This window comes from Bradyrhizobium sp. Ken64 (genome assembly GCF_055807555.1).
In genome coordinates this window covers 165,412-187,956 of sequence record NZ_JBVVPA010000004.1, presented here as the reverse complement: position 1 = coordinate 187,956, position 22,545 = coordinate 165,412, and the positions used below count along the sequence as shown (strand labels likewise).

Annotated in this window: 19 protein-coding genes; 14 read left to right on the top strand and 5 right to left on the bottom strand. The window is 64.8% G+C overall.

Annotation, left to right across the window (positions count from 1 at the left end; all coding sequences use genetic code 11):
- Positions 1 to 101: 101 nt before the first annotated feature.
- Positions 102 to 1,652: a winged helix-turn-helix domain-containing protein gene (locus AC0L2F_RS09085; RefSeq protein WP_473248166.1), complete on the top strand. Its 1,551-nt coding sequence runs from the start codon at positions 102 to 104 to the stop codon at positions 1,650 to 1,652.
- Positions 1,653 to 1,659: 7 nt separating this feature from the next.
- Here AC0L2F_RS09085 and irr read toward each other — a convergent pair whose 3' ends face one another.
- The gene (irr, locus tag AC0L2F_RS09080) at positions 1,660 to 2,142 is read right to left on the bottom strand and encodes a Fur family transcriptional regulator Irr (protein WP_473248165.1); all 483 of its coding nucleotides are present in this window, start codon (positions 2,140 to 2,142) and stop codon (positions 1,660 to 1,662) included.
- Between the two features lie 178 nt (positions 2,143 to 2,320).
- On the opposite strand from irr, the gene AC0L2F_RS09075 reads away from it, so the two are divergent.
- The 5 genes from AC0L2F_RS09075 (at position 2,321) to AC0L2F_RS09055 (ending at position 8,029) form a co-directional block, all read left to right on the top strand.
- The gene (locus AC0L2F_RS09075; RefSeq protein ID WP_007605124.1) at positions 2,321 to 2,632 is read left to right on the top strand and encodes a hypothetical protein; all 312 of its coding nucleotides are present in this window, start codon (positions 2,321 to 2,323) and stop codon (positions 2,630 to 2,632) included.
- A gap of 217 nt (positions 2,633 to 2,849) precedes the next feature.
- The gene (locus AC0L2F_RS09070) at positions 2,850 to 4,400 is read left to right on the top strand and encodes an ABC transporter substrate-binding protein (RefSeq protein ID WP_007605122.1); all 1,551 of its coding nucleotides are present in this window, start codon (positions 2,850 to 2,852) and stop codon (positions 4,398 to 4,400) included.
- 199 nt (positions 4,401 to 4,599) lie between these two features.
- Positions 4,600 to 5,571: an ABC transporter permease gene (locus AC0L2F_RS09065; RefSeq protein ID WP_007605120.1), complete on the top strand. Its 972-nt coding sequence runs from the start codon at positions 4,600 to 4,602 to the stop codon at positions 5,569 to 5,571.
- Positions 5,568 to 6,407, top strand: a complete 840-nt coding sequence (locus AC0L2F_RS09060) for an ABC transporter permease (protein WP_018458168.1) — start codon at positions 5,568 to 5,570, stop codon at positions 6,405 to 6,407. The genes AC0L2F_RS09065 and AC0L2F_RS09060 overlap by 4 nt, the downstream gene beginning before the upstream one ends.
- Before the next feature lie 2 nt (positions 6,408 to 6,409).
- The gene (locus AC0L2F_RS09055; RefSeq protein ID WP_473248164.1) at positions 6,410 to 8,029 is read left to right on the top strand and encodes an ABC transporter ATP-binding protein; all 1,620 of its coding nucleotides are present in this window, start codon (positions 6,410 to 6,412) and stop codon (positions 8,027 to 8,029) included.
- Positions 8,030 to 8,044: 15 nt separating this feature from the next.
- On the opposite strand, the gene AC0L2F_RS09050 is transcribed toward AC0L2F_RS09055, so the two are convergent.
- On the bottom strand, positions 8,045 to 8,314 hold the full coding sequence (locus AC0L2F_RS09050; protein ID WP_007605118.1) for a hypothetical protein: 270 nt from the start codon (positions 8,312 to 8,314) through the stop codon (positions 8,045 to 8,047).
- Positions 8,315 to 8,650: 336 nt separating this feature from the next.
- Here AC0L2F_RS09050 and AC0L2F_RS09045 point away from each other — a divergent pair, with 336 nt between their 5' ends.
- Positions 8,651 to 8,815: a hypothetical protein gene (locus tag AC0L2F_RS09045; RefSeq protein WP_473248163.1), complete on the top strand. Its 165-nt coding sequence runs from the start codon at positions 8,651 to 8,653 to the stop codon at positions 8,813 to 8,815.
- The gene (locus AC0L2F_RS09040) at positions 8,812 to 9,021 is read left to right on the top strand and encodes a hypothetical protein (protein ID WP_007605116.1); all 210 of its coding nucleotides are present in this window, start codon (positions 8,812 to 8,814) and stop codon (positions 9,019 to 9,021) included. The genes AC0L2F_RS09045 and AC0L2F_RS09040 overlap by 4 nt, the downstream gene beginning before the upstream one ends.
- Positions 9,022 to 9,068: 47 nt before the next feature.
- Here AC0L2F_RS09040 and AC0L2F_RS09035 read toward each other — a convergent pair whose 3' ends face one another.
- Complete coding sequence (locus AC0L2F_RS09035) at positions 9,069 to 9,359, bottom strand: hypothetical protein (protein WP_007605115.1); 291 nt, start codon at positions 9,357 to 9,359, stop codon at positions 9,069 to 9,071.
- Positions 9,360 to 9,568: 209 nt separating this feature from the next.
- Here AC0L2F_RS09035 and AC0L2F_RS09030 point away from each other — a divergent pair, with 209 nt between their 5' ends.
- From AC0L2F_RS09030 to AC0L2F_RS09005, 6 genes are all read left to right on the top strand, one after another.
- Entirely contained in the window at positions 9,569 to 9,889 is a 321-nt protein-coding gene (locus AC0L2F_RS09030; RefSeq protein WP_007599476.1) for a hypothetical protein, read from the top strand.
- A gap of 222 nt (positions 9,890 to 10,111) precedes the next feature.
- A complete protein-coding gene (locus AC0L2F_RS09025) occupies positions 10,112 to 10,837 on the top strand; it encodes an outer membrane protein (protein WP_473248162.1) in 726 nt (241 codons plus the stop codon).
- Between the two features lie 164 nt (positions 10,838 to 11,001).
- Complete coding sequence (locus tag AC0L2F_RS09020) at positions 11,002 to 13,155, top strand: methyl-accepting chemotaxis protein (RefSeq protein ID WP_473248161.1); 2,154 nt, start codon at positions 11,002 to 11,004, stop codon at positions 13,153 to 13,155.
- 95 nt (positions 13,156 to 13,250) lie between these two features.
- Positions 13,251 to 14,312, top strand: a complete 1,062-nt coding sequence (locus AC0L2F_RS09015; protein WP_473248160.1) for an MBL fold metallo-hydrolase — start codon at positions 13,251 to 13,253, stop codon at positions 14,310 to 14,312.
- A gap of 201 nt (positions 14,313 to 14,513) precedes the next feature.
- Positions 14,514 to 15,743, top strand: a complete 1,230-nt coding sequence (gene hemA / locus AC0L2F_RS09010) for a 5-aminolevulinate synthase (RefSeq protein WP_473248159.1) — start codon at positions 14,514 to 14,516, stop codon at positions 15,741 to 15,743.
- A 394-nt stretch (positions 15,744 to 16,137) separates the two neighbouring features.
- Positions 16,138 to 19,647, top strand: a complete 3,510-nt coding sequence (locus AC0L2F_RS09005; RefSeq protein ID WP_473248158.1) for a PAS domain-containing hybrid sensor histidine kinase/response regulator — start codon at positions 16,138 to 16,140, stop codon at positions 19,645 to 19,647.
- A gap of 4 nt (positions 19,648 to 19,651) precedes the next feature.
- Here AC0L2F_RS09005 and AC0L2F_RS09000 read toward each other — a convergent pair whose 3' ends face one another.
- Together AC0L2F_RS09000 and AC0L2F_RS08995 are read right to left on the bottom strand one after the other, a co-directional pair.
- Positions 19,652 to 20,683: an alpha/beta fold hydrolase gene (locus AC0L2F_RS09000; RefSeq protein WP_473248157.1), complete on the bottom strand. Its 1,032-nt coding sequence runs from the start codon at positions 20,681 to 20,683 to the stop codon at positions 19,652 to 19,654.
- Between the two features lie 1,005 nt (positions 20,684 to 21,688).
- Complete coding sequence (locus AC0L2F_RS08995) at positions 21,689 to 22,360, bottom strand: response regulator (protein WP_007605097.1); 672 nt, start codon at positions 22,358 to 22,360, stop codon at positions 21,689 to 21,691.
- Positions 22,361 to 22,545: the final 185 nt, after the last annotated feature.

Sequence of the window (22,545 nt, the reverse complement as noted above, 5' to 3'; positions counted from 1 at the left end):
CATTGGTCGCTGCACCATGCCGCACCCGAGGTCCCAGGACTTTCGCGGACGGTTGATTTTCGCCTGAGACGACTTTGATTTTTGCTTGAGACGACAAAAACGTGCGATTTTGCTTTGAAAACAACGTGCTCGACGGCGACCTGCGGGAACTCACCTGCAGCGGAGCCGCCGTGCCGTTGCAGCCGCAGGTGTTCGATCTCCTGCTCTATCTGGTGGCGCAGCGCACCCGTGTGGTCAGCAAGGATGACCTGATCAGCCAGATCTGGAGCGATCGGATCATCTCGGATTCCGCCCTGAACAGCCGGATCAACGCCGCCCGCAAGGCGCTCGGCGACGACGGTGCGAGCCAGCGGCTGATCAAGACCATTCCGCGAAAAGGCTTTCGTTTCGTCGGCGAGGTCCGGGAAGAAGCGGCAGTCGCGACCGCCCCCACGCAACCCGCCGCTGCCCTGCCGCGCGCCCTGGCGGACCGTCCGGCGGTCGCGGTGCTCGCTTTCGAGAACATGAGCGGCGATCCCGCACAGGACTATTTCGGCGACGGCATCAGCGAGGACATCCTCACCGCGCTGTCGAAGCAGCGCTGGTTCATGGTGATCGCCCGCAACTCGTCCTTTACCTACAAGGGGCGCGCGGTCCACATCCGGCAGATCGCCGAGGAACTCGGCGTCCGCTACGTCGTCGAAGGCAGCGTGCGCAAGTCGGACAACCGGGTACGCATCACGGCGCAGCTCAACGACGCCACAACCGGCAGCCATCTCTGGGCCGAGCGCTACGACCGCGAGCTGGTCGACGTGTTCGCCGTGCAGGACGAAATCACCAACGCGATCGCCGCGGCGATCGAGCCGCAGATTCATGCGGCGGAAAGTTTTCGCGCCCATCGCAAGCCCCCCGCGAGCCTGGATGCCTGGGATCTCCTGATGCGGGCGCTGTCGCATTACTGGCGCGTGACGCGGCAGGATCACGAGGCCGCGCGGGCGCTGCTCGAACGCGCGATCGGGATCGATCCGAATTACGGCCAGGCGCTGTCGGTGCTCGCGGCGAACCACATGTTCGGCGTGCATCTCGGCTGGGCCGAGCTTGCCGTGGTGGCGCCGGTGGCGGAAGCCGCCGCGCTCGCCGCGGTGCGCTGCGACCACGAGGACGCCTGGGCGCACGCCGCGCTCGGCAGCGTCTACTTCTCGACGCGAAGGCTTGCGGACGCACTGTCCGAGTTCGAGCAGGCGCTCGCGCTCAATCCGAACTTCTCGCTGGCGCAGGGCTATTACGCACTGGCGCTGTCCTATGCCGGGCGGCCGAAGGATTCATTCGAGGCAGCGCAGAGGGCAATGCGGCTCTCGCCGCGCGATCCATCCCTGGCGATCTATCACGGCATCGCCGGCTATGCCCGCTTCACCGAGCGGCGCTATGGCGAAGCCATCGCGCTTGCGCGGGAGGCGATCCGCCACCGCGGGGACCTCACCGGCGCCTACCGCGTGCTCGCGGTTTCTGCCGGCATGACCGGCGACGGCGTGCTTGCGGAGATGGCGCTGGGCGAGCTCCGCCGCACCCAGCCCAACATCTCGCTGCACTGGATTTCGACGCAATTGCCATGGGCCAACGAGGCCGACCGCGAGCACTATCTGGAAGGATTCCGGCGGGCCGGCTTGCGCTAGACGATCGTCATGCCGGGTCTACGTCGCGCTTCCGCCGCAGATGGACGACAACGTCGAGTCGCGCGATCTCGTGACCCGGAAGCGCTTCGGGGATCCTGGTGAAGGTCAGGCCGTCGGTGACGTCGACCAGCACATCCTCGCCTTCGAGGTAGAAATGCGGATGCACGGACGTGTCGGTGTCGAAGAACGACTTGATGCCGTCGGCTGCGATCCGGCGCAACAGGCCGGCTTCGGTGAACTGGTTCAGCGTGTTGTAGACGGTCGCAAGCGACAGCCGCAGATTGGCGGCCGTCGCTTCTTCATAAAGCCCCTCCGCTGTCACATGACGATGAGGGCGGAGAAACAGCATTTGGCCGAGCGCCAGGCGGTGGCGCGTCAGCCTGAGGCCGGCATCGCCGAGCAATTGCGCGCAACGTGCCGACGCCTCGTCCGCGAGAGAGATGTTGATATCGCCTGAATCGGCTTCGGGAATGGTGGAACGGACGTTCATTGCCGATGCACTCGCGGTTGACCGGGCACGCGGAAACTTCATGCGTCCTGCCATCAGATCGCAGAAGCCGCAGCCCGGCTTTGATCCGAATCAAATCGGGAGCGAGCCCGCCTCTGACCTATCGCAAGGTGGCCAGGTTTATTCCCGGCCAGAATAGCCTGACATCAATGAGGCTCACATGTCCAAGCCGGTTCCCGACAAGGCAGAGATCGCGCTCGAATATCCCGACAAATTCTATGTCGGCACCTTCGGGCATTCATCGCGGTTCGAGGCACGACTCGACGGCAGCGGCGTTGCGCTGGTGCTGCAGCAACCGGGCACGGCGGACGAACGCAAATCGGTGCACCTGCACCTCAATTTCGGCTTGCTCGCCGGGATCCTGCGCGAGCTCGCGGGCAGTGTCGCGGCCATTCCCAAGGACGACATCGCGCACCGGGAGCAACTCGCGGATGCGCTTGCCGAGTTGCAACGGGTGCTGCGGCCCTCCTGAAGCCGCGCGGCGCGGCGGCGCCGGTTTGGCCGTCAAACGCCATAACAGGACGCGCTGTACATTTTTTGTGCGAACATTGTCGAGACTTTCATCTTGCGGCGCCGAATGAGACCGTGTGAGCCTCGATCCCGGATGGGGACTGGGATGGGCCGGCCGTAGCTTTACGCGCCACGACGTGCGAAGCGATTGCGCTGGTCTCGCTTGAGAAAGATACGACATGTCAAAACGAGTGTTGCTTGGTGTCCTCCTGGCTTGCGGCCTCGCGGCCCCGGCGCTGGCGCAAGAGCCGAAAGCGGGTGGAGCGATCAACGCCGTGATTCAGCCCGAGCCGCCCGGCCTGATGCTGGCGATGGTCCAGAACGGCCCGGTGCAGATGGTCTCGGGCAACATTTTCGAGGGCCTGCTTCGCTACAGCCCCAAGCTCGAACCCCAGCCGGAGCTCGCCGAGAGCTGGAGCGTCAGCGAGGACGCAAAAACCTATACGTTCAAGCTCAGGAAGGGCGTGACCTGGCATGACGGCAAGCCCTTCACCGCCGCCGACGTGCTGTTCTCGCTCGAGATGCTGAAACAGACGCATGCGCGCGCCCGCAACAACCTCGCGCAGGTCGACAAGGTCGAGGCTCCCGACGACTACACGGTGGTGTTCACGCTGAAGCAGCCGTTCGGTCCGTTCCTCGGCATCTTCGAGGTCGGCTCGATGCCGATGGTGCCGAAGCATCTCTATGAGGGCACCGACTGGAAGACCAATCCCTACAACAACGCCCCTGTCGGCACCGGCCCCTTCATGTTCAAGGAATGGCAGAAGGGCTCCTTCATCCGCCTGGTCAAGAACCCGAACTATTACGAGAAGGGCAAGCCCTATCTCGACGAGATCTACTGGCAGATCATTCCCGATGCCGCGGCGCGCTCGGTGGCATATGAGACCGGCAAGGTCGACGTGCTGCCCGGCGGCTCGGTCGAGAATTTCGACGTGCCGCGGCTGTCCAAGCTGAAGGACACCTGCGTCACCGGCGCCGGCTGGGAGTTCTTCTCGCCGCTGGCCTGGCTGTGGCTCAACAACCGCCAGGGTCCGCTCGCCGACAAGCGGGTGCGGCAGGCGGTCATGTTTGCGATCGACCGCGACTTCGCCAAGGACGTGATCTGGAACGGGCTCGGCAAGGTCGCGACCGGCCCGTCGGCCTCGACCATCAAATACTATACCAGCGACGTGCCGAAATATCCGTACGATCCGGCCAAGGCCAAGGCGCTGCTGAAGGAAGCCGGCTACAAGGGCGAGAAGATCCGTCTTCTGCCGCTCGCCTATGGCGAGACCTGGCAGCGCTGGGGTGAAGCCGTGAAGCAGAACCTCCAGGACGTCGGCATGAACATCGAGACCATCGCCACCGATGTCGCCGGCGGCAACCAGAAGATCGGCGACTGGGACTACGACATCGCCTTCACCTATCTCTACCAGTACGGCGATCCCGCACTCGGCGTCGGCCGCAACTACGTCTCCAGCGCCATCGCCAAGGGCCAGGTGTTCAACAACGTCGAGGGTTACTCCAACCCGGAGATCGACAAGCTGTTCGCCGACGGCGCGGTGGCGACGCCCGACTCCAAGCGCAAGGAGATCTACGAGAAGGCGCAGAAGATCCTGGTCGAGGACGTGCCTGTGGCCTGGATGCTCGAGCTGCAATTCCCGACCATCATGCGCTGCAAGGTCAAGAACCTGATCACCACCGGGATCGGGGTCAATGACGGCTTCAAGGACGCATGGCTCGACAAGTAATGACGGGCGTTCCAAGCTCCCCTTACCTCTCCCGCTTGCGGGAGAGGTCGCTACGCTCTTCGAGCGTAGCGGGTGAGGGTTCTCTCCACTTGGCAATCCCTCTGCGGAAATACCCTCTCCCCTACCCTCTCCCGCAAGCGGGAGAGGGGGCGCACCGCAACTGCCGCTGCGTTCAACCTGATTTGATCGCCACCTAACAATGCTCTCCTTCGTCGCTCAGCGTGTCGTGAAGGGCGTGATCGTCCTGCTTGCGATCGTCGTCCTCAATTTCTTCCTGATCCGGCTCGCGCCCGGCGATCCCGCGGTCGTGATGGCGGGCGAGGCCGGCGCCAGCGACCAGATCTTCGTCCAGCAGCTCAGGGAGAAGTTCGGCCTCGACAAGCCGCTGCCCGAGCAGCTCTTCGTCTACGTCAAGGGCGTCGTGACGCTCGACCTCGGCTTCTCCTTCCGCCAGCAGGCGCCGGTCGCGAAGCTGATCCTGGAACGGCTGCCGGCGACGCTTCTGCTCACGCTGACGGCGTTCGCCATCTCACTGGTGCTCGGCATCCTGTTCGGCACATTCGCGGCGCGCTTCGCGGGGACCTGGCTCGATACCGCCATCACGATCTTCGCGCTGATCTTCTACGCCATGCCTATTTTCTGGGTGGCGCTGATGGGCATCCTGCTGTTCTCGGTCACTGTCGATTGGCTGCCGAGCTTCGGCTACGAGACGGTCGGAGCCAATCTCACCGGCCCTGCCCATGTGGTCGACGTCGCAAGGCACCTGGTCATGCCGGCAATGACGCTCGGCCTGTTCTTCATGGCGACCTACACCCGCATGACGCGCGCCTCGATGCTGGAGGTGAAGCGTCTCGATTTCGTCAAGACCGCGCGCGCCAAAGGCCTGTCCGACGCCGTGATCCAGCGCCGTCATGTGCTGCGCAATGCGCTGCTGCCCGTCGTGACGCTCGCCGGCGTCCACTCCGGCACCCTGATCGGCGGCGCCGTCATCACCGAGACCGTGTTCGCCTGGCCCGGCATCGGACGCCTGATGTACGACGCGCTGCTGCAGCGCGACTACAATCTGCTGCTCGGCGTCTTCGTGATCTGCTCCGCCATGGTGCTGATCTTCAACCTCATCACCGACCTGGTCTATCGGCTGGTCGACCCGCGCATCGAATTCACCACATGAAACAGTTCTGGAAATCGATGCTGAGGAGCCCGAGCGGCGTCATTGGGCTCATCATCCTGCTCCTTGCGATCTCGGTCGCCTTGTTCGGTCCGATGCTATTCCCGAACTCGCCCTGGCGCATGGTGCAGCGGCCGTTCCTGCCGCCGTTCACGCTTGCGACCGTGCCGCTCGGCACCGACGCACTCGGTCGCGACGTGTTCGCCGGCATGATCTTTGGCGCACGCGTCTCGCTGCTCGTCGGCATGGTCTCCACCCTGGTGGCGCTGGTCGTCGGCGTGCCGATCGGCGCCATGGCCGGCTATTTCGGGGGTAGGGTCGACGACGCCCTGATGCGCTTCACCGAGTTCTTCCAGACCATTCCGAGCTTTGCGCTCGCAATCGTGCTGGTCGCGATCCTGCAGCCCTCGATCTATTCGATCGTCGCCTCGATCGCGCTGGTAAGCTGGCCGCCGGTCGCGCGCCTCGTCCGCGGCGAGGTGCTGTCGCTGCGCACGCGGGAGTATGTGCAGGCCGCCGTAGTCACGGGCCAGAGCAACACCTGGATCATCCTGCGCGAAATCCTGCCGAACACGTTGTCGCCGGTGATCGTGCTGGCCTCGCTGATGGTAGCGACCGCGATCCTGCTGGAATCTTCGCTGGCATTCCTCGGCCTCGGCGATCCCAATCTGATCTCCTGGGGCTACATGGTCGGCGCCGGCCGCACCGTGATCCGCCAGGCTTGGTGGATCACCGTGTTTCCTGGTGTTGCGATCCTGATTTCGGTGCTCGGGCTCAATTTGATCGGCGAAGGCCTCAACGACGCGCTCAATCCGCGCCTGTCGCGGGAGGGCCGCTGATCATGACCGCACCGCCCGCCGTCTGCATCAAGAATCTGCGGATCGCATTGCCCAAGGGGGCGGAACGGCCATTCGCGGTCGACGGCGTCTCGCTCGATTTGCGGCCCGGCAAGATCGTCTGCGTCGTCGGCGAATCCGGCTCCGGCAAATCAATGTGCGCGCATGCGCTGATGGGCCTGTTGCCTGACACGGTCACCGTCACCTCCGGCGAGATCCAGTTCGAAGGCCGCGACCTGCTCAAACTCGACGACGACGGCTGGCGCGATCTGCGCGGCCGACGGCTGGCGATGATCTTCCAGGAGCCGATGACCGCGCTCAATCCGTTGATGCGGATCGGCGACCAGATGGCGGAGATGTTCGAGGCGCACGGCCTGCTCACGCCGAAGGAGCGGCGCGCCAAGGCGCTGTCGCTGGCGCGCGAGGTCGGCCTGCCCGACCCCGAACGCATCGTGCGCGCCTATCCGCACCAGCTCTCCGGCGGCCAGCGCCAGCGCGCCATGATCGCGATGGCGCTCGCGCTCGAACCGGCGGTGCTGGTCGCGGACGAGCCGACCACCGCGCTCGACGTCACCACGCAGGCGCAGATCCTCAAACTGATCCGCAACCTCCAGCGCAATCGCAACATGGCGGTGATGTTCATCACCCATGATTTCGGCGTGGTCGCCGACATCGCCGACCAGGTCGTCGTGTTGCGCCATGGCAAGGTGGCCGAGGAAGGCCCCGCCTCGGCGGTCTTCAACGCGCCGCAGCACGACTACACCAAGGCGCTGCTCGCCGCCGTGCCCTCGATGGACCCGCCCGCCCGCGCCCCCCTCGACGACCAGGCCAAGGCGGTCGAGGTGATCGGACTGGACAAGACCTACGTCACCTCGGGCGGCTGGTTTCGCGAGGACCGCCGCGTCGATGCCGCGCGCGAAGTCAACTTCACGATTCTCAAGGGCGAGACGCTCGGCCTGGTCGGCGAATCCGGTTCCGGCAAATCGTCGGTGGCCCGCCTCGTGATGCGGCTGATCGAGGCCGACCGCGGCACCGTTCGGATCGGCGAGACCGATCTCACAAAGCTCTCGGGCAAGGCGCTACGCGCCGAGCGCCATCGCATCCAGATGATCTTCCAGGATCCGTTCGCTTCGCTCAATCCGCGCCGCAAGGTCGGTCATATCATCGCCGACGGCCCGATCGCGGCCGGTACCGATCCGAAAGTCGCGTTCGACCGCGCCCGCGATCTCCTCAAGATGGTCGGCCTCGATGCCGGCGCGCTCGAGCGCTATCCGCATGAATTCTCCGGCGGCCAGCGCCAGCGCATCGGCATTGCGCGCGCGCTCGCGCTTGAGCCCGAGATCATCGTCGCGGACGAGGCCGTCTCCGCGCTCGACGTCTCCGTGCAGGCGCAGGTCCTGAGGCTGCTCGAAGACCTCAAGGCCCGCCTCGGCCTCTCGATGCTATTCATCACCCACGATCTACGCGTTGCGGCGCAAATCTGCGACCGCATCGCCGTGATGCAGCGCGGCGTCATCGTCGAGTTGAAGCCGACGGCGCAGCTGTTCGCCGCGCCCGAACATCCCTATACGCGCGAGTTGCTCGCGGCGGTGCCGGGGCGCAAGGAGCGCGCGCCGGCAGCGTAAGTCAGCCGATCGCGGCTACTTCGGTCGGGGATTCGTGTTGTTCCAGGTGGGGACTGAGTTCGTTACGCCGACGGAGGGCTGGTTCGACGTTCCGACCGACGGCGCTGTCACGGTCCCGACAGTCTGCCCGGAACTTCCGATAGTCCCTTGCTGTACCGGCGCTCCGGTGCGTCCGCTCGTGCTGCTTGGTGTCCCCGTCCCCGACGTTTGTGCGTTTACAGCAAGTGGCGCGGCGGCCAAGCCGAGCGCAATAAGTGCAGCAATGAACCGTTTCGTTCTTGTCATGGCTGATCCTTTCGGGCGCGTTTCTCAATGTCGTCAAGGCGCCCGTGCACTGAGTGACCTTACAACTCCACGCGCTAGAAAATGTGCCGCAGTGCCATCATCCCGCGGGGCTCAACTCTTCATCACGATGCTGCGAAGCGGTCCCGGCCGAACGGATGCACCGTGAGATCGGCGCGGCGCTGAAGGTATCCCGCTCCACCTCAGGAACGGAATGCTCACGGCCTTTTTATCCCACGTGACCGCCCGCACGGCTGCAAAGCCGAAGCCGGCACCCCACATCCGTATGAAATGATTCCCATCATGTGATGATGGATTGAGGATCTAATTGGAGCCGACATGGGCCAGGTTATTGAGTTTGTCTCGAAATCCGAGCGCGAGCGCATTCGCCTCATCCAGGAAGCGCGCGCGATCTACGACAGTATCTTCCCGCCGGCTGATCCGGTGAGCGAGCAATCAAGCGGAGCTTCTGCACGTCGCGGCGACGGAGGCAACCTCGCGTGATCAAGATCATCGCCGTGCTCTGCAACCTCGCCTCTCCAGCGAACTGTCATGAGCAAACCGTCACCACATCCGACTTCGCCGACGTCTCGATGCAATCGTGCCTGATGGGTGCGCCACAGCTCGCCGAATGGATGAACCAGCATCCGGCCGAGCGTCTCGCCGGGTGGCGCTGCGTGATCGGCCAACAGGCCGGCCGGGGAATTTAGGATCGGGGGGCGCGCCGTCCCTGAACGATCCGAAATGCCTCGAGCGCCTACCTCACGGGCGGGTTGGTGTTGTTCCAGGTCGGGACTGCGTTGGTCACGCCGACCGACGGCCAATTATACGTGCCGATCGATGGCGCCGTGACCGTCCCGACCGACTGTCCGCTCGACCCGTAGGCTCTGGGCTGTGCTGCCAACGATCCGGCGCTCCCATAGCCCGGAGCCACCACGCCGGTGCTGTAAGATCGGCTTGACCGGTGCTTCTTGGCTTCAGCCGCGAACGGCGCGGCAAGCAACCCGACGGTGACGAGGGCGGCAATGGCGGATTTGATGCTTGTCATGGCTGATCCCTTCATTCTGTGGGCCCCTTGCCATCTGTTCATTCCGTGGAGGATTCCTATAGGCAGCCGTTCATAACGCCGTGCGCGGGCGCGGGTGCCGGGGAGCGGTCGCACGACTAGCACGCCCGCCCGCTCGCATGCCTCGCCTTCGGATGGACCCGAATCAGCGCTAGTGCATTCACCTCATCGACTTCGCGTATTGAGGCGACATGACCGGCCCCGAACTGAAGCAACTCCGCAACGATCTCTCAGACGTCCTCGAGCGCAAGCTCACCGCTGCCGACATGGCCCGGCTTTGCGGATTGCCGGAGAAGGGCGGCGCCGACACTATCCGGCGCTGGGAAGTGAGCGGCCCGACACCGTCGGCGACCAAAGTGCTGCGCGTGCTGGCAATGGCGAGCGAGCGCTATCCGATCCTGGAGAAGTTCGACGTCTTCGATCGTCATGACGTGCGCGAGGAAGACCGGCCCGCAAAGCGCGCGGCATTCCGCGAACAGATGCGCGATGAGGCACGGCGTCGTCTTGGTTAACGAGATGCGCGCACAAGTTACCCTGATAGCGCCGGGTTAAGCGTTCCTTCACCACTTCTTAAGCCGCCATTAAGCACGAAAATCATTTACGGCCCAATAAGTTAGGTTGGCTGCCGTTGTGCCATGCATGTGACAGCATTTTCGTCAAAAGCGAGCTATCTGCAGAACCAACGACGGCGCGGAAAGCGCGCCTGCGGGGACCTAAGTGTTGGAGTTTGGACTATGAAGAAGATTCTGTTTGCGACCGTTGCGCTGCTCGTGGTGGGCGCTGCCGCACCGGCGGTCGGTGCCGATCTCGGTAACCGCAATTACTATAAGTCGCCCGCGCCCGCCTATGCCGCGCCGATCTACAACTGGACCGGCTTCTATATCGGCGGCCATGTCGGCGGCGCGTTCTCCAGCGACAACAATTTCAGCGGCCTCTCCACCGGCAATAACGGCAACGGCCGTTTACTCGGCGGCTTGCAGGCCGGTGCGGACTGGCAGTTCAACCCGAACTTCGTCGTCGGCGTCGAAGGCCAGTATTCCTGGCTCTCCGGCAGCGTCGGCGCGGTGTTCCCGGGTGGCGTCGCCTACACCAACGACCAGCGCGGTCTCGGCTCGATCACCGGCCGCGTCGGCTACACCTGGGGTCCGGGCCTGGTCTACGTGAAGGGCGGCTACGCCTATTCTGACAACAACGAGAAGGTGACCGTCGGCGGCGTGCCGACCGGCTTCATCATTAGCGGCGACCACCGCAACGGCTACACCGTCGGCGCCGGCCTCGAATACATGTTCGCGCCGAACTGGTCGGCCAAGGCCGAGTACCAGTACTACAATTTCGGCGACGCCCACTTCACCGCGGGCCCGCTGGCGGGAACCGGCAACTTCACCACCGACGACCACACCATCAAGGCGGGCGTCAACTACCGCTTCAACTGGGCCAACTCGGCGGTCGCGCGCTACTGAACGGTTACCAAGACCTTATCGTGATGGAAGGGCCGGCATCATTGCCGGCCCTTCTTTTTTCGCTGTGCGGAACGCACCCAAGCGATTGAGCAACTTGCGATTTTTTAACCTGGCCCGAGGATACTCCGCGGCGAAAACATAAGATCACGCGTGGGGGAATTTCGATGGCGATCCGTCTGGGCCTTGGCCGTTTGCTTGGTGGTATCCGGCCTCGTTTCAAAATGCCGACATGGGGCGTGCGCGGCAGCCTGTTCACGGCCTTCGCGGTGATCGCGGGCATGGGCCTCGTGATTGCAGCCGGCGCCGGCTTCGTCTTCAACCATCTCGGCAGCACCATGATGGACCTGAGCGGCCGCGACATCCCGCGCCTTTCCGCCAGCCTTCAACTCGCATCGCAAAGCGCAACGCTCGCGGCGCAGGGGCCGGGCCTCCTGGCGTCGCCGTCCGACGAGGCGCTGAACGAACGCACCAAGAAGGTGCAGGAGATCCAGCAGCTTGCCATGGCCAAGCTCGGCGAGATCATCGAGCTCGGCGCCGACAAGCAGGTCGCAACCGCGTTGCGCGACACCGCCAAGAGCATCGACGAGGCGACCCAGAGCCTGGTGTCGGCCGCGCGCGAACGGCTCGATGCCGGCGCGCTGCATGACAAGCAATATGAAGCGCTCCGCAAGGCACAGCTCACCTTCGTCGGTGCGGCCGGTCCTGCCATGCTGGATGCGCAGACGCGCCTGAACGCGATCCTCGGCGCGGCGGAAGTTTCCGCCGACGATGCCACCGAAGCCGCCCGCACCGTCTCCCAGGTCGCGACCATCTCCGCCAACGGCAATCTGATGGCCGCCGACATGATGGCGGCGCTGTCGGCCAACAACAGCGATACGCTGGAGGCGATCGAGAAAGAGTTCAAGGCGACGCGCGACCGCGTCAAGTCGAACCTCGAGGACCTGCCGAACATGGCCTCGATGCAAGCGGTGCGCGACACCGTGCAAAAGCTATTCGCCTTCGGTGAAGGCAAGTCCGGCGTGTTCAAGATCCGCCAGAAGGAGCTCGACGCGATCGACTACGGGCAGACGATCCTGGACGAGACCCGCAAGCTCAATGTAGGCCTCGGCATCAGCGTGCAGCAGCTGGTCGAGGGCGTGCAGAAGGAGACCAACGCGTCGACCTTCCAGGCGCGGCAGGAGATCTCGCTCGCGACCACCGCGATGCTGGCACTCGGCGGACTGATGCTGGTCGGCTCGGCGCTGTTCGTCTGGCTCTATGTCGGCCGCAACATCCTGCGCCGCATTCGCGAACTTCAACGCGCCATGCAATTGCTCTCGGCCGGCGACCTCGACACCGAGATCGTCCGCTCGCGGCAGAACGACGAGATCGGCGCGATGAAGGAAACGCTGACGGTGTTCCGCGACAGCATGATCGAAGCCCGGGCGCTTGCGAGCGAGCAGGACAGCGATCGCGTCGCCAAGGCCGAGCGTGCGGCGCAGATGGAGGCGAAGATTGCAGACTTCGAGAGCACGGTGCGCTCCGCACTCGACAATCTCGCGCAGTCAGCCAATTCGATGCAATCGACCGCGCAGAGCATGTCGACCACGGCAGACCAGTCCAATGCGCTGGTGAACGCGGTTGCCTCCGCGGCCGAAGAGACCTCGGTCAACGTGCAGACCGTATCGTCAGGCACCGAGCAGCTCTCGTCCTCGATCGAGGAGATCAGCAAGCAGGTCGTCACCTCGGCCGCGATCGCCAGGAAGGCGGTCGACGAAGCCGGCGCGACCGACGCCACGGTGCAGAGCCTCGCCGACAGCGCGAGCCGCATCAGCGTCGTGGTCGACCTGATCCAGACCATCGCCTCGCAGACCAATCTGCTCGCCCTTAACGCCACCATCGAGGCGGCGCGCGCGGGCGAAGCCGGCCGTGGCTTCGCGGTGGTCGCCTCCGAGGTGAAGAGCCTCGCGAGCCAGACCGCCAAGGCGACGGAGGAGATCCGTAACCAGATCGCCAGCATGCAGTCAGTAACGACTTCGGCAGTCGGCGCCATCCAGGGCATCGGCCGGATCATCGGCGAGATCAACGACGTCACCACGACGATCGCCGCCGCGGTCGAGGAACAAGGCGCGGCGACACGCGAGATCGCCCGCAACATCCAGCATGCCGCCGGCGGCACCAGCGAGGTCTCCAGCAACATCGTCGGCGTCTCCACGGCTTCGGCGGAAGCCGGCGCGGCGGCGAACGAAGTGCTCGGCGCCTCCGACGCGCTCCGCCGCGAAGCCGACATGCTGCGCGGAGAGATCGACGCGTTCCTCAACAACATGCGGGCGGCGTAAGGGGTCGTTCCGTAGCCCGGAATGACCGCTATGCGGGCCGCGCCAGCGTCCTTTTTCGGCTGGCGCGCCGTGACGAGCGGGTTTAAGCCGGTAGCATGAACGCAAAGACCGACACCGTGCAGTCCTCCGCCGACGCCCTGCGCTATCTCTGGGAACAGCATCCCGGCCCCGAAGAGGTCGTCGAGGTGAAGCCGGGCGTGTTGTGGGCGCGGTTGAAGCTGCCGTTCCGCCTCAACCATGTGAACATCTACCTGCTCGCCGACGGCGACGGCTACGCCATGATCGACGCCGGCTTCGGCAATGAGGAGACCATCGAAGCCTGGACGAAGCTGTTCGACGGGCCGTTGAAGGGCGTCAACATCACCCGCCTGATCGTGACCCATTCCCATCCCGATCATGTCGGTCTGGCCGGGTGGATCGTCGAGCGGTTCAACTGCCCGCTGGTGATGTCGCAGGTCGAATATCTGCAATCGGTCTATCACCAGAATCGCGGCACCGAGGAGCGGAAGGAGGCGCAGCGGCTGTTCTTCCGCCGCCACGGCATGGACGAGTCGCTCACCGAAAAACTGCTCGGCCGCGGCCAGGACTATCTCAAGCGCGTCTCGGTGTTGCCGCCGTCCTACCGCCGCATCTCGCATGGCGAGGACGTCGTGATCGGCACGCGCCGCTTCAAGGTGATCACCGGCGGCGGTCACGCGCTCGACCAGGTGATGCTGTATTGCGCCGACGACAAGCTGTTCCTCTCTGCCGACCAGGTGCTGAGCAAGATCTCGCCGAACGTCAGCGTGTGGGCGGTCGAACCCGACCAGAACTCGCTCGGCGAATATCTGGCCTCGCTCGCCAGCCTCACCACCACGCTGCCCTATGACGTGCTGGTGCTGCCCGGCCACGGCGTGCCGTTCTACGGACTGAAGACCCGCATCAAGCAACTCGCCGATCACCACGAGGAGCGCTGCCGCCTGATCGCGGAAGCCTGCCGCGAGGTGCCGCAGACCTCGCGCGCCTTGGTGCCCGTGGTGTTCAACAAGCACGTGCTGGACGAACACCAGATGGGTTTCGCCGCCGGCGAACTGGTCGCCCACGTCAACTACATGATCGTCGAGGGCCGGCTGACGGCCGAGACGACGGACGGCGTGTTGCAGTTCAGGACGACCTGAGCGCCGACTTCAATTCAGCGGATGGTGCAGAGCAACATTGCATCTCGCGCGAACTTGATCCGGATCAAGTTTCAAATCGCACGATAGGGCATTTTGCCCAAATGCCCCGCAGGTCCAAATGTGGGATAGCGCATAGACATTGGAGCTGGAAAAGCTCTAAGCATATGCGGGTCTTTGGTCGGTTCCGCTGCAGGTTTGACGATGGATTACGCCCAGTTCTTCAATTCCGCCCTTGATCGTCTCCACACCGAGCGGCGCTATCGCGTGTTCGCCGATCTCGAGCGCATCGCCGGCCGGTTCCCGCATGCGCTCTGGCACTCGCCCAAGGGCAAGCGCGACGTCGTGATCTGGTGCTCCAACGATTATCTCGGCATGGGCCAGCACCCGAAGGTGGTGGGCGCGATGGTCGAGACCGCGACCCGCGTCGGCACCGGCGCCGGCGGCACCCGCAACATCGCCGGCACGCATCATCCGCTGGTGCAACTCGAGGCCGAGCTCGCCGATCTCCATGGCAAGGAAGCCTCGCTGCTCTTCACGTCCGGCTACGTCTCGAACCAGACCGGCATCGCGACCATCGCCAAGCTGATCCCGAACTGCCTGATCCTGTCCGACGAGCTCAACCACAATTCGATGATCGAGGGCATCCGCCAGTCCGGCTGCGAGCGGGTCGTGTTCCGCCATAACGACCTCGCCGATCTCGAAGCGCTGTTGAAGGCTGCGGGCCCGAGCCGACCCAAGCTGATCGCGTGCGAGAGCCTTTATTCGATGGACGGCGACATCGCACCGCTCGCCAAGATCTGCGACCTCGCCGAGAAGTACGGCGCGATGACCTATGTCGACGAGGTCCATGCGGTGGGCATGTACGGCCCGCGCGGCGGCGGCATCGCCGAGCGCGACGGCGTGATGCATCGCATCGACATTCTCGAGGGCACGCTCGCCAAGGCGTTCGGCTGCCTCGGCGGCTACATCGCCGCCAACGGTCAGATCATCGACGCGGTGCGCTCCTATGCGCCCGGCTTCATCTTCACCACCGCGCTGCCGCCGGCGATCTGCTCGGCCGCGACCGCCGCGATCAAGCATCTGAAGAATTCGAGCTGGGAGCGCGAGCGTCACCAGGACCGCGCCGCCCGGGTCAAGGCGATCCTCAACGCCGCCGGCCTGCCGGTGATGTCGAGCGACACCCACATCGTCCCGTTGTTCATCGGCGATGCCGAGAAGTGCAAGCAGGCCTCCGACCTCCTGCTCGAGCAGCACGGCATCTACATCCAGCCGATCAACTATCCGACGGTCGCCAAGGGCTCCGAACGCCTGCGCATCACGCCCTCGCCCTATCACGACGACGGCCTGATCGATCAGCTCGCCGAAGCCCTGCTGCAGGTGTGGGACCGCCTGGGCCTGCCGCTTCGCGAGAAGTCGCTGGCGGCGGAGTAGGCGTTTTCGCCTTCTCTTCGATCTAAGTTTCACCGTCACCGGAGCTACCCCCCTCCCCACCCTCCCCCACAAGAGGGAGGGAGCGAGAGAGTTGCGCGTCCCTTACATTGGTAGCCGCACAGCGTAACGGTCGGTCTCGAATTTCCTGCAACGCGGACGCTCTCTCCGTTCCCTTCCCCCTTGTGGGGGAGGGTCAGGGAGAGGGGGTACCACGCAGGGACTCTCTCGGTGAGCCCGAGCCAGCGCAGCCTTTGGGGCCCACCGCTTAACGACAACCCCGGTTCCCCCACCCACACGGCATTTCGCTGTCGCCTCCACCCGTCCAACGCGCTAGATTTACAGCGAAAATGAGATCGGGCGCGGCCAGCGCGCCCCCGGGAGAAGCACGCTCGCCATGCTGCACGATTGGGGCGTGATCGCCGCCGCCTTCGGCTATATCGGCTTTCTGTTCCTGGTGGCGAGCCATGGCGACCGCCGCAGGCCGGCCGGGCGCGGCCGCGCCTCGGGGCTGATCTATCCGCTGTCGCTGGCGATCTACTGCACCTCCTGGACCTTCTTCGGCTCGGTCGGCTTCGCCACCCGCACCTCCACCGACTTCCTCGCGATCTATGTCGGCCCGATCCTGATGATCGGGTTAGGGGCCGGCGTCCTCCGCCGCGTCATCCAGCTCGCGAAGGCCCACAACATCACCTCGATTGCCGACTTCATCGGCGCGCGCTACGGCAAGAGCCAGGCGGTGGCGGCAACCGTCGCGCTGATCGCCATCATCGGCTCGGTGCCCTACATCGCGCTCCAGCTCAAGGCGGTCGCCTCCTCGCTCGAAACCATCCTGAGCGAAGACCAGGCCTTCTCCCACATCCCGATCTTCGGCGACGTGGCGCTGATGGTGACGCTGGCGATGGCGGCCTTTGCCGTGCTGTTCGGCACGCGGCAGACCGACGCCACCGAGCACCAGCACGGCCTGATGCTGGCGGTCGCAACCGAATCCATCATCAAGCTGGTCGCCTTCCTCGCCGCGGGCATCTTCGTCACGTTCTGGATGTTCTCGCCGCACGAGCTGATCGAGCGCGCGATGAAGACGCCGGAGGCGGTGCGCGTCATCAACTATTCGCCGTCGATCGGCAACTTCCTGACCATGACGCTGCTGTCGCTGTGCGCGATCATGCTGCTGCCGCGCCAGTTCCATGTCAGCGTGGTGGAGAATTCCTCGGACGCCGAGGTCGGCCGCGCGCGCTGGCTGTTTCCGCTCTATCTCGTCGCCATCAATCTGTTCGTGATCCCGATCGCGTTCGCCGGCCTCGTCAGCTTCCCGTTCGGCGCCGCCGATCCGGATATGTACGTGCTGGCGCTGCCGATGGAGGGCGGCGCGGATCTGCTGAGCGTCGCCGTCTTTGTCGGCGGCCTGTCGGCAGCGACCGCGATGGTGATCGTCGAATGCGTCGCGCTCTCCATCATGGTCTCGAACGATCTCGTGGTGCCCCTGGTACTGCAACGACGGCCCGAGGGGCGCACCGGCGGCGCCGATTTCAGCGACTTCCTGTTGCGCTCGCGCAGGCTCGCGATCTTCGCCATCATGGTGATGGCCTATTTCTACTACCGCGCGCTCGGCAACACCCAGCTTGTGGCGATCGGTCTGCTGTCTTTTGCCGCCATCGCCCAGCTTGCACCGAGCTTCTTCGGCGGACTGCTGTGGCGGCGCGCGACCGCGCGCGGCGCGATCGGCGGCATGCTGGTCGGCTTCGCGGTGTGGCTCTACACGCTGTTCATCCCGAGCTTCATGGATACTTCGACGGCCGGCATCCTGCTGCTCCAGCACGGCCCGTTCGGAATCGAGGCGCTGCGGCCGCAGGCGCTGTTCGGCGCCGATTTGCCGCCGCTGATGCACGGGGTGGTCTGGTCGCTGTCGCTCAACGTCCTCACCTATGTACTGCTGTCGCTGGCGCGCCGGCCGTCGTCGATCGAGCTGGTGCAGGCCGATCTGTTCGTCCCCAACACGCTCGCGCCGATCTCCCCGAACTTCCGCCGTTGGCGCACCACCGTCACGGTGCAGGACATCCAGACCACGGTGGCGCAATATCTCGGGCCTGACCGCGCGCGGCATTCGTTCGAGGCATTCTCCGCCCGGCGCAATGTGCGGCTGGAGTCCGGGGCGCCCGCCGATTTCGAGCTGCTGCAGCACGCCGAGCACCTGATCGCCTCCTCGATCGGTGCGGCCTCATCGCGTCTGGTAATGTCGCTGCTGCTGCGCAAACGGACGGTCTCCGCCAAGGCTGCGCTCAAGCTGCTCGACGATTCCCATGCGGCGCTTCATTTCAACCGCGAGATCCTCCAGACCGCGCTCAACCATGTGCGCCAGGGCATCGCGGTGTTCGATGCCGATCTGCAACTGATCTGCTCCAACCGGCAGTTCGGCGATCTCCTCAACGTTCCCCCGCATTTCATCCAGTTCGGCACGCCGTTGCGTGAAATCCTGGAATTCATGGGCGTGAGCGAGCCGGCCGATCCGATCGAGCGCGAGGCCATGCTGGCGCGCCGGCTGGCGGCCTACACCACCGACGGCGAGCCTTATCTCGAGCGCCTGCCCGACCGCCACATGGTGATCGAGATCTTGACCAACCGCATGCCCGGCGGCGGCTTCGTCATCACCTTCACCGACGTTACGCCCAGTTTCGAGGCGGCCGAAGCGCTGGAGCGCGCCAATGCGACGCTGGAAAAGCGGGTGCGCGACCGCACCGAGGAGCTGACCCTGCTGAATTCCGAGCTGGCGCTGGCCAAGAGCGCGGCCGAAGACGCCAGCATCTCCAAGACGCGCTTTCTCGCCGCCGCCAGCCACGACATTCTCCAGCCGCTGAACGCGGCGCGGCTCTACGTCACGAGCCTGGTCGAGCGTCAGCACAGCGGCGAGGAGACGCGGCTGGTCGAGAACATCGACGAATCGCTCCAGGCGATCGAGGAGATCCTCGGCGCGCTGCTCGACATCTCCAGGCTCGACGCCGGCGCGATGACGACCTCGATCTCGAGCTTCAAGATGGCCGATCTGATGCGCTCGCTGGAGATCGAGTTCGCGCCGATCGCACGCGCCAAGAATCTGGCGCTCGTGTTCGTGCCATGCTCGCTGCCGGTCGAGTCGGATCGTCTGCTGCTGCGGCGGCTGCTCCAGAACCTGATCTCCAACGCGATCAAATATACCCCGCGCGGACGCGTGCTGGTCGGCTGCCGGCGCCGCGGCGCCTCGCTCAAGATCTGCGTCTACGACACCGGCGTCGGCATCCCGACGGTCAAGCGCGGCGAGATCTTCAAGGAATTCCACCGCCTCGAGCAGGGCGCGCGGATCGCCCGCGGCCTCGGCCTTGGCCTGTCGATCGTCGAGCGGTTGGCGCGCGTGCTCAACCACGGCATCGCCATCGATTCCAATGTCGGCGGCGGCTCGGTGTTTTCCGTGACGGTGCCGACGGCGAAGGCGATCACCCACACCGCGGCCGTGACCAGTGCGACGCCGCTCGCACGCACCTCGATCTCGGGTACCCTGATCGTCTGCATCGAGAACGACGCCGCGATCCTCGACGGCATGCGCACGCTGCTGAAGGCCTGGGACGCCGAAGTGATCGCGGTGGCCGATCCCGAGGGTGCGATCGCCGCGATCGAAACTGCCGGTCGTCGCGTGACCGGCCTGCTGGTCGATTATCACCTCGATCGCGGCAACGGCATCGCGGCGATCCGCGACATCCGCCGCCGCTTCGGTGATGGCATCCCCGCGATCCTGATCACCGCCGACCGCAGCCCCGCCGTGCAAATGGCTGCGCGCGACGAAAAGGTCGCGGTGCTCAACAAGCCGGTCAAGCCGGCTTCGCTCCGCGCCCTGCTCGGCCAGTGGCGCACGCAGCAGATGGTGGCGGCGGAATAGCGGGTCAGGCGCCGCCGTCGGCGTCGATGACGGCCTTGGCAAACGCTTGTGGGGCTTCCTGCGGCAGATTGTGGCCGATGCCGCCGGTGATCAGGCGATAGTCGTACCGGCCGGAGAACTTCTTGGCATAGGCGCTTGGGTCGGGGTGTGGCGCGCCATTGGCGTCGCCTTCCATCGTGATGGTTGGGACGCCGATCACCGGAGCTGCCGCGAGTTTCTTTTCGAGCTCCTCGTATTTCGCTTCGCCCTGGGCGAGCCCGAGCCGCCAGCGGTAATTGTGGATCGTGATCGCGACGTGATCCTTGTTGTCCAGCGCCGCCGCGCTGCGGTCGAAAGTGGCGTCGTCGAACTTCCACTGCGGCGAAGCCAGCTTCCAGATCAGCTTGGCGAAATCATGCGTGTATTTCTCGTATCCGGCGCGGCCGCGCTCGGTCGAGAAATAGAACTGGTACCACCATAGCAGCTCGGCCGACGGCGGCAGCGGCGCATTGCCCGCAGCCTGGCTGGAGATCAGATAGCCGCTGACCGAGACCAGCGCGCGGCAGCGCTCCGGCCACAGCGCGGCGATGATGTCGGCGGTGCGCGCGCCCCAATCGAAACCGGCCACGACCGCCTTCTTGATGTCGAGCTTGTCCATCAGCGCGATGATGTCGGCGGCCATTGCGGCAGGTTCGCCGTTGCGCGGTGTCTCGGCGGAGAGGAAGTGGGTCGAGCCGTAGCCGCGCAGATAGGGAATGATGACGCGATAGCCGGCCTTTGCCAGGATCGGCGCGACGTCGACGAAGGCGTGAATGTCGTAGGGCCAGCCATGCAGCAGGATTGCGACGGGGCCGTTCGCAGGACCGGCTTCCGCGTAGCCGACATTGAGGACGCCGGCATCGATCTGCTTGATCGCGCCGAACGACGCATTCGTCGCGGAAGAGCGCGGCGCTTCCGATTCGGCGCGGGCGAGGCCGATCACGCCGAGGCCGACGGCGACGGTTCCCGCGGCGACGCCGAAAAACTGGCGCCGGTGCTGATCGATGATCCGTTTCATGGTGCTGCTCCCTCGTTGATCGGTCGTGCACTGACTAGCAGCGGCGACCGCGAGACACCCGTTTGGAGTTGTGAGAAGTTGTGAGGTTCCGGCTCCAGCATCTGCGACCCGATTTTGAGGCGGCAAGCTGGAATCCAGTACGCCGCGGCGTCTCGATTCCATCACAGGCGTCTCTGGGATACGGGATCGTCCGCCTGCGCGGACGATGACACCGAGCGCGAGGCGACAGACATGCGCTCGCATCCTCGCGGCGCGTTTCGCCCGAGCCTTGATTGGTCGCTCCACCCTCAAATCCAAGAGGGCGCAGGGAAGGCCGGGTGCTGACCTCGCACCCGCGGTCCGCTGCTCGAAAAGCACACGCAGGAAAACCGCACAGCAGCATACAGGTGGTGCCAATCACTCGGCCTTCCCTGCGCGATGGTTGGACGGCTTATGCCGTGCTCTCCCGGGAGCCGAGTTCCTGCTGGCCTCCCTCGCCTTCGCGAAAGTCGCCGGCACCGCGCCGGTTGACGCGCATGCCGCATCCGCAAAGGCTTGACCGTAGCAACGACGGCCAGGACCACACGGTTTTGCCGTACGCACGGCCCGCCATTTCGCCGCAGTTTTTCCAGCCCTGTCGACGGAGCCGGAAACCTACAGACGAGACGAAGCCTAGCAGCGCCGCTCGTCGGAACGAAGCCTCGGGCTCACGGAGAGCAATCCGCCCTGCCCACGCCTTTCGCACCCGAACGCTGCCGCGTCCACCGCAAGGCCGGCTCGCAATCAAGACGACAACGAGATCGCCCCTCAAGGATGAGCCGGGATGAGCGACACATACGCCAAAACCGAATTTCGGTAAAGTGGAATATTTTTGCGGCGGCGGATTGACAGGGGGGCGACACAGAGGAGGTCCGGTAGCCCGGATGAGCGAAGCGATATCCGGGGTTTTCGCCAGCTAGCCGCACTAGCGGTCCCGGATGTCACTTCGCTCATCCGGGCTACAGGCGAGAGGCCCTCGCTACAGCCTCACCCCGCCGGGGTGCCCTGCTTCCACTGGCCGCCGGCAATTTTTGCGGCGGCGATCACGGCCTGGGTCCGGCTTTCGACGCCGAGCTTTTGCAGGATCGCCGAGACGTGCGCCTTGATGGTGGCCTCGGAGACGCCGAGCTCATAGGCGATTTGCTTGTTGAGCAACCCCTCCGACAGCATCATCAGGACCCGGACCTGCTGGGGCGTCAGCGTCACCAGCCGGTCACGCAGGCGCGTCATGTCGGGATCGGCGACGGCCGACAGATCGGTGTCGGCGGGAACCCAGACCTCGCCTTCCATTACCTTGAGAATGGCGTCGCGCAGGGTCTCGACGCCGAATCGCTTCGGAATGAAACCGGAAGCGCCGAAATCGAGCGAGCGGCGGATCGTAGCGCTGTCGTCGGAAGCGGAAACGATCACCACCGGGATCGCCGGATATTGCGCGCGCAGATAGATCAGGCCTGAAAAGCCGGAGATCCCGGGCATCGAGAGGTCGAGCAGGATCAGGTCGACGTCGGAGGTCTGTTCCAAAAGCTTGGTCAAATCCTCGAACGATCCAGCCTCGTCGATCCTGGCCGAGCTCAAGACGCCCGCCACCGCCTGCCGCAGCGCGTCGCGGAACAGCGGGTGGTCATCGGCAATGACGAGATGGGTCGAGGGAGCGTTCATCGTTCTCTTGCTGGCAATCGCACCGGGCCAGTAAGCCGGCGCAGGCCCTTGGGTCAATTGTTTCCCGACCAGCCGTGGCATGCAAGTGGACATTATCCCTTTGCGGCAACGGGGTTAATCCACAGGTCGGCACTATGTTGCCGAATGGAACGCCCGCGGCGTCAGGTGCGCGTCAGTGCGAAAGG

Excerpts from the sequence above, each read along its gene's own strand:
- hemA (WP_473248159.1), top strand. The coding sequence starts at position 14,514 with ATGGATTACGCCCAGTTCTTCAATTCCGCCCTTGATCGTCTCCACACC.
- AC0L2F_RS09030 (WP_007599476.1), top strand. The coding sequence starts at position 9,569 with ATGACCGGCCCCGAACTGAAGCAACTCCGCAACGATCTCTCAGACGTC.
- irr (WP_473248165.1), bottom strand. The coding sequence starts at position 2,142 with ATGAACGTCCGTTCCACCATTCCCGAAGCCGATTCAGGCGATATCAAC.
- AC0L2F_RS09060 (WP_018458168.1), top strand. The coding sequence starts at position 5,568 with ATGAAACAGTTCTGGAAATCGATGCTGAGGAGCCCGAGCGGCGTCATT.
- AC0L2F_RS09035 (WP_007605115.1), bottom strand. The coding sequence starts at position 9,359 with ATGACAAGCATCAAATCCGCCATTGCCGCCCTCGTCACCGTCGGGTTG.
- AC0L2F_RS09015 (WP_473248160.1), top strand. The coding sequence starts at position 13,251 with ATGAACGCAAAGACCGACACCGTGCAGTCCTCCGCCGACGCCCTGCGC.
- AC0L2F_RS09050 (WP_007605118.1), bottom strand. The coding sequence starts at position 8,314 with ATGACAAGAACGAAACGGTTCATTGCTGCACTTATTGCGCTCGGCTTG.
- AC0L2F_RS08995 (WP_007605097.1), bottom strand. The coding sequence starts at position 22,360 with ATGAACGCTCCCTCGACCCATCTCGTCATTGCCGATGACCACCCGCTG.
- AC0L2F_RS09005 (WP_473248158.1), top strand. The coding sequence starts at position 16,138 with ATGCTGCACGATTGGGGCGTGATCGCCGCCGCCTTCGGCTATATCGGC.
- AC0L2F_RS09045 (WP_473248163.1), top strand. The coding sequence starts at position 8,651 with ATGGGCCAGGTTATTGAGTTTGTCTCGAAATCCGAGCGCGAGCGCATT.
- AC0L2F_RS09020 (WP_473248161.1), top strand. The coding sequence starts at position 11,002 with ATGGCGATCCGTCTGGGCCTTGGCCGTTTGCTTGGTGGTATCCGGCCT.
- AC0L2F_RS09075 (WP_007605124.1), top strand. The coding sequence starts at position 2,321 with ATGTCCAAGCCGGTTCCCGACAAGGCAGAGATCGCGCTCGAATATCCC.
- AC0L2F_RS09055 (WP_473248164.1), top strand. The coding sequence starts at position 6,410 with ATGACCGCACCGCCCGCCGTCTGCATCAAGAATCTGCGGATCGCATTG.
- AC0L2F_RS09070 (WP_007605122.1), top strand. The coding sequence starts at position 2,850 with ATGTCAAAACGAGTGTTGCTTGGTGTCCTCCTGGCTTGCGGCCTCGCG.
- AC0L2F_RS09000 (WP_473248157.1), bottom strand. The coding sequence starts at position 20,683 with ATGAAACGGATCATCGATCAGCACCGGCGCCAGTTTTTCGGCGTCGCC.
- AC0L2F_RS09065 (WP_007605120.1), top strand. The coding sequence starts at position 4,600 with ATGCTCTCCTTCGTCGCTCAGCGTGTCGTGAAGGGCGTGATCGTCCTG.
- AC0L2F_RS09025 (WP_473248162.1), top strand. The coding sequence starts at position 10,112 with ATGAAGAAGATTCTGTTTGCGACCGTTGCGCTGCTCGTGGTGGGCGCT.